Origin of the sequence: Collinsella aerofaciens (assembly GCF_005845035.1) — a bacterium.
In the GTDB taxonomy this organism is placed as follows: domain Bacteria; phylum Actinomycetota; class Coriobacteriia; order Coriobacteriales; family Coriobacteriaceae; genus Collinsella; species Collinsella aerofaciens_I.
In genome coordinates, this window is the sequence record NZ_SPFO01000034.1 from 1 (window position 1) to 5871 (window position 5871).

The following is a 5871-nucleotide window of genomic DNA, read 5'->3' on the forward strand; positions in this document are numbered from 1 at the left end:
AATCGCCCAGTCGCACGCCTTGGTCGGGAACAGTGCGCAGAAGTCGCGCACGCAGGCGAGCCGCCCGCGCTCATCCAGCTCGACGGGAAGGGCAAACTCGTACCGCTTCGCCACGAGCTCCTTGCCCCCGCCCGCCTCGGACCAGACGCGCTCGGCCTCGTTCCACAGGCTCCCGCGGTCGATGGGCGGGGTGCCCGCGGGCAGGGCCAGGCCCTGGGCGGTGACGCGCTCCTTGCGGGCATAGTCGCAGAGCTGGCCAGACCGTTCCTCGACGAGCGCCTGCCCTGACTGATAGGCGGCCTTGCGGACAGCGCCCGCGCCAGTCGAGGGCGAGCAGCCGCGGGCGTTCAGATGGTAGATGGCCATAGCGAGTTCCTTTCTGGCAAGGGGCGCGGACGCGCCCCGCGCAGCGGTGCGGTGCGCCATGAGCCGCGGTCGGCGAATGGCACCCGTGCCGCGGAGCGCAAGGGAGCGCCGCGACCGCGCAGCCCCGCCGCCGTGTACGTGAGCCGCCCAAGGCGAACGGGCGCGGCGGAGTGGGCGTAGGGCCGTCCGCAGGACCGCACGCAATGCACCGCTTTACCGCAGGGAAAGTGGTGCTAAGTGCGCACTTCTAAAGAAGTGATATACCCATACCGCGTAATTTTACCGCGCTGATGGGTATATTTTCCCGCAAGGACAAACCGCAACGAGCAGGAAGGACGGTCGATATGACGGCTTCGATTGACGAGCAGATCGCACGGAAGAGGGCTGCGGCCGACAAGCAGGCCGCGAGGGCGGCGGCGCTGAAGAAGGAGCTGAGGGACCTCGAGCGGAAGAAGGCCGCGGCCGAGCGGAAGGCCCGCACGCACCGCCTGGTCGAGGTCGGTGCCATACTCGAGCAGACCGCTGGCATGACCTTCGATACCGAGGACAGTCGCCGCGCCCTGTCCGTCGCGCTGACCGAGGAGCTGCGGTACACGAACGGCCAGCCGTTCACCCGCGGCGGCCAGATCGCCGAGGCCGTCGGCATGATGCTGGAGGCAAACGGTGAACGTTAAGGTCTACTACTCAGCCTACCGCTCCGCGGACGGCGCGGCCCTCTACTACGGCGGCGGCCCCGACGTCGGGCAGTTCATCCGCCGCGGTCGCATCGAGAGCTACTACACCCGCGCGGACGGGTCGGCCGCGATCACCATGGAGTGCTTCGGCGTGAGCCCGAACGGGCTCAAGGTCGAGCTGTGGTCGAGCTGCGAGGACAAGCCCGAGGACGCGGTCAAGAACCGCGCCGCGGCGGTGGACGCATACGACGGTGAGGGGGACGAGTTCGGCGCGGCGAGGGAGGCCGCGGCGCGCTCGACCGATGACAATCGCGGCCTTGTCCGCACCATTGCGTCCATGCCAGCGGAACTCGCTGACGCGGGCCGCGCCGCGGCCGACCCCTACGAATTCTTCGAGATCGCGGGGGCGGCGCTCGGAATCTACCGCGTCGACGTTGACGGCGAGGTCTACTGGACCCTGGGCGAGGAGTGACACGATGAAGATCCGAATCGACGGCACGCCCGAGGAAATCGAACAGGCGGCGCACATCTTCGGGCCGAGCTGCGGCCCCATCAAGCTGACGAAGAAGCGCGACGGCGGCAACTTCGGGTACCTCGAGGTCGACGAGCGCCAAAAGATCATCTGCCTCGATTGCGAGACCACGGGACTCGACCCCAACGAGGACGAGATTCTTAGCCTGAGCATCGTCGATTGGGACGGCAACGTACTCCACGACAGGAAGTACAAGCCCACGCGCAAGACCGAGTGGCCCGATGCGGAGAGGGTCAACGGCATCTCGCCGGAGTCGGTCGCGGAGTGCCGCGGCATCTGGCAGGACGATGGCAGAATCGGCCAGATCATCTGCGACGCCGACGAGATTATCGGTTACAACGTCGGCTTCGACATGAGTTTCCTCAGCGCCGTCAACATCGAACCGTATAGACCTGGCCGCAAACCGCGCATCACCGACACCATGTATGAGTTCGCAAAGCTCCAGGGAGACTGGGACAGCGCTCGCGAGGATTACAAGTGGTACAAGCTGACCGAGGCGGCGCGGATCGCCGAGTACGAGTGGACCGACAAGACCCACGGATCCCTTTCGGACGCGCTGGCGTGCCTTGCGGTGCAGAAGTACGTTGATGCCGAGTGGCGTCGGCTGCGGGGGCCGGAGGGAATCCAGATGCTTTACCCGAATTTCAGGTTCTGACGCGACACCGCCGCGATGACGCGGGTTTTGGGTCGAGAATCGGTGCGAACCGAATCTCGCCCCAAAACCCGCGTCATGCGCCGAGATGGGACGGACTGTGAACCGATTCACTGCCGCGACTTGATATAATCGCAGGTAGATTGATATATGAAGGTACCAATAATAGGCCTTATGTAAACTTGAACTGGAGCTGAGCCGCCATGACCGCTGCAAACCGTGACGCGACCGAAAAGCGCGATGCCGCGACTTTGACCACCATAGCCGAGGTCGCCAAGGCCTGCGGCGTGTCCAAATCGACCGCGGCGCGGCGCCTCAAGGAACTCGATCTGGCCACGGTTTCCGACCCATCCGACCGCCGCGGCCGACAGCTGCTCCCGCCCGCGACCGCGTCGGCGCTCGCCGCGGCGCTGATGCCGACCGACGGCTCCGCGCCCGAGGACCCCGAGGCCGCCCGCGACCTGCTCGAGGCGCAGGTCGAGCCGTACCGCGACCAGATCGCCGCGCTCGAGCGCGAGGTCGAGCGGCTGACCGACCAGATCGCCAACCGCGATGCCGATGCGGTCGAAGCCATAGCGCAGGCCGAGCAGCGCATCGAGGACCTGAAGCGCGAGAACGCCCAGCTCCGCGATGACCTTGCGCTGAGCCGCCGTTTGGAAGGGTTCCACTGGCCCTGGACGCGCGACCGCATCAAGGCGCAGCACCTGCTACCAAAAAGTACCGTTTAACTGCTCGAGCTCTATCCCTAAGTCAACTCGGGCGCCCATTGAAAGCGCGGAAAATCGAAGATTTACCGCCCTTCCAACAAGCGCCACGCACCGCTCCGACGGGCTAAAAACGCCCATGAAAACCGCTCCGCGGTTTCCTACGGGCTACCCGTCTCCGCTGGGTTTTGTCGTTTCACTTTTTGGGAGAGTTTCAAAAAGTTATCCAGAGAGAGGGGGTCCCTCTCCGAGGGCGGGCAGGGTGCATCCCATTTGGACGCGGGTGTATGAGGGCCGCGCAGGCCCTCATCAGAGCGAGCGCAGCGAGCGTGCTTGGACGATGGACGTGCGGGTTGCCCTGGCAGGGGCGGCGGCGGGTCGGCTGGATGGATTGACCGTCCATCGGTCTCCATGCCGATGGTTGGAAGTGTTGTTATGCTGCGCGGCTTTGCCGCAGGTTGGTGACGACTTAGTTTCTTTGGGATGCGTGGTCGAGACAGACTGCGGCCGCCCCCCCCCCAGTCTGACTAACACATATGAAATGCGGAAACCCTCAGCCTTCCCTTGGGTTTTACGGCGACCTTCTAGGCGATCCTGGGCTTTCCCGAGTCCTCAAACCGCCATGTGTCACGGTTTGTCGGGGCATGAGCCCTTTTACCAGAGATTTGTTTTTGATTAGCGAGGCGGCCCAACCCCCCCCTCGCGCCCAGCATACGCGAGCGGGGGCGCTGAGCTGCCACTTAACCGTCGCGGACATGTTGTCGAGCGTCTGCTTGGCCTTGACGCCATCGCGCCGTCATCGGGGTGTGGATCGCCAGAAGGTGGCCGATATTGCCGCCTGGGGGCGCACCGCCGACCCATGCCTGGGGGCCGACTAGTCCGCATGGACTGCTCTTCTGCATGTCACAGTCTCACGCTATTCGAGCTAAGGGCTACCTTTTTGAACGGGCATACAACCCGTGCCGACGTGGAACGGCCTATGTGTCGCTCCACAAAAAATGGGAGCCATTGAGGTGGCTCCCATTTGCGAATTCTCAGCTTGCTAATAGCGTGACCTGCGGGTTGCTGCTATGATAGACATGTCAGGCAAGCGGGGTAGTAGCTTTCCTGGCGCTGTAGAATCGCGAGTTGGTAGCTCGCCTCTACTCGTGCGAAGGTGTTGGTAGCACCAACGCACAGCCCAATAATAGCAGCAGCCCGCCCGCTACGGCGGGCAGGCTGCTATTTTTTTTTGACTATTTTTGCAGGTAGATACACGTACGCTGCCGTACAAAATATGTTCAAATCGCTACAACAAAACAGAATGAAGCGCAAGGGGGCTTCCCGTTCGGGAAGCCCAATTTTTGCTATTTGCCGACGCCGATGGCTAAGGCCCTGCCTTTACAGGACGTGGGGTAGAATCTTGACCGCCGCGAAACCCGTCTGCGGGCAACGCTTCGATCCCCGATTGGAGCGGCCTATGAACTTGTTTCTTGAAATCCTGCGTGCCACGGCCTATCTGACCAGCATCACCCGGTCCGTCCTGTACGCGATCCGGTGGTGGAAGGAATATAAGCAGAACGGATAGCGAAGGGAGAAAGAAATAGCCCGGCTGGCACCGGGCTATCAATTCGACTGTACCTGCGTTGCCCGCGTTCCGAAAGTGTGACTACCTGAGGAGCGGGTTTCGCGGCACAACCTGATTTTACCCGGTGGGGCGTCTCTTTTGCAGCCGCTCCACCGTTTTTTTACGCCTACCACCAGTGGTGGCCGCGGGCGGCGGGATTGCCGCCGCGAACGGTCATGGCCATAGCCGGCGCCGATGTAGCTGAAGCTACCGCGGCGGCTAGTGCTTGGGGCCGCGGTGCTTCTGCTCAGTCTGGGGCGGCGCGGACCTGCGCGGCGCGGGGTCCTCCCCCGCGAGACGCGCCCGCTCGTCGGCGAGCTTTCGGCGCTCGACTCCCAGCGCCGCAGCCTCCCGCAGGGGACCAGACAGCATCGCGGCAGAATTGCCGCCCTGCAGCGTCCTAATTTTGAGGTCGAGCGCGGCGATCTGCTCGTCGAGCTGAACGATAAGCTCGGCACGGGTGTCGGTCTGGTCCACTGCCGCGGCGGTCGCGCGCTTCCTTGCCGCGGTGGCCGCCGCGGCGGTGGCCATAGCCGCGCGGCGGCGCTTGGCTAAGGCCGCCTTGCGCTGGCGCTCGCCCTTGCGCGGTCGCGACTGCCACGAATGCTCGGCCGTGCGGCGCTTGCTCTCGAGGTCGGCGATCTCCTGCTGCAGCTGCTCGAGGGCGGCGCCCTCGTTCTGCAGCTCGGAGCGCAGGACGCGCAGGCGGGCGTTGCGCTCGCGTATCTCCTTGTTGAGTTTCACGCGGTCGGCGTGCCCGATCAGCCCCGCGCCGCCCTCGTGGACGGTCGGCTGCTCGTCCAGCCCCCTATCTCTATTAGAGCGATGGTCTATGGCCACAGCCGCGGTACCCGTGGCCGCGGCGTGCGCCGCGAGGTGCCTGTTCGCGATGCTCGCCCAGGCGGCGCGGACCTCGACCAGCTGCTCCTTCTCCACCTCGCGGGCGCTGCGTCCCTCCGTGCGGTGCATCTTGACGGGGCTCTTGCTGACGCGGTCCTTGGTGCCAAGGCCCTCCGCTCTCGCCTGCTTCATGGTTCGGCGCTTGCCGTCCTCGAAGTTGTACAGCTTTTGCCAGCCCGCGGCCTTGGCCGCGGCCCAGCCCGTCGCGGGGACCGCGATGCGCTCGCCGCCGTCGTTCTGGACGAGGTACCAGCTCTGGCCCTTCTGCGCTTTGGTGCGGGGCACGAAGCCCTCCGCACCGAGGTCGAGCGCAGACACCAGCACGTGGGCGTGCGGGTTGCCGCCGCGGCCGTCGTCGTGAATCGCCCAGTCGCACGCCTTGGTCGGGAACAGTGCGCAGAAGTCGCGCACGCAGGCGAGCCGCCCGCGCTCATCCA

6 protein-coding genes are annotated in these 5871 nt (G+C 64.8%); 4 read left to right on the forward strand and 2 right to left on the reverse strand.

Translation table 11 applies throughout. From position 1 onward, the window contains the following. Positions 1 to 366 (reverse strand): MobA/MobL family protein (locus FGQ67_RS09825; protein ID WP_171025302.1); only part of this gene is annotated, 366 nt, incomplete at its 3' end. Positions 367 to 656: 290 nt separating this feature from the next. Here FGQ67_RS09825 and FGQ67_RS09830 point away from each other — a divergent pair. From FGQ67_RS09830 to FGQ67_RS09840, 4 genes are all read left to right on the forward strand, one after another. Next, complete coding sequence (locus FGQ67_RS09830) at positions 657 to 1040, forward strand: hypothetical protein (protein WP_138341755.1); 384 nt, start codon at positions 657 to 659, stop codon at positions 1038 to 1040. Continuing rightward, positions 1030 to 1512: a hypothetical protein gene (locus FGQ67_RS10145; protein WP_171025303.1), complete on the forward strand. Its 483-nt coding sequence runs from the start codon at positions 1030 to 1032 to the stop codon at positions 1510 to 1512. Before FGQ67_RS09830 ends, FGQ67_RS10145 begins: the two co-directional genes overlap by 11 nt. Positions 1513 to 1516: 4 nt before the next feature. Then, positions 1517 to 2227, forward strand: a complete 711-nt coding sequence (locus FGQ67_RS09835; RefSeq protein WP_171025304.1) for a 3'-5' exonuclease — start codon at positions 1517 to 1519, stop codon at positions 2225 to 2227. A 200-nt stretch (positions 2228 to 2427) separates the two neighbouring features. Then, positions 2428 to 2952, forward strand: coding sequence for an SH3 domain-containing protein (locus FGQ67_RS09840; protein WP_138341759.1), 525 nt, complete (start codon positions 2428 to 2430; stop codon positions 2950 to 2952). A 1801-nt stretch (positions 2953 to 4753) separates the two neighbouring features. Here the strand turns inward: FGQ67_RS09840 and FGQ67_RS09845 are convergent. After that, positions 4754 to 5871: MobA/MobL family protein (locus tag FGQ67_RS09845; protein WP_171025305.1), on the reverse strand; the 1118-nt coding region annotated here is incomplete at its 5' end.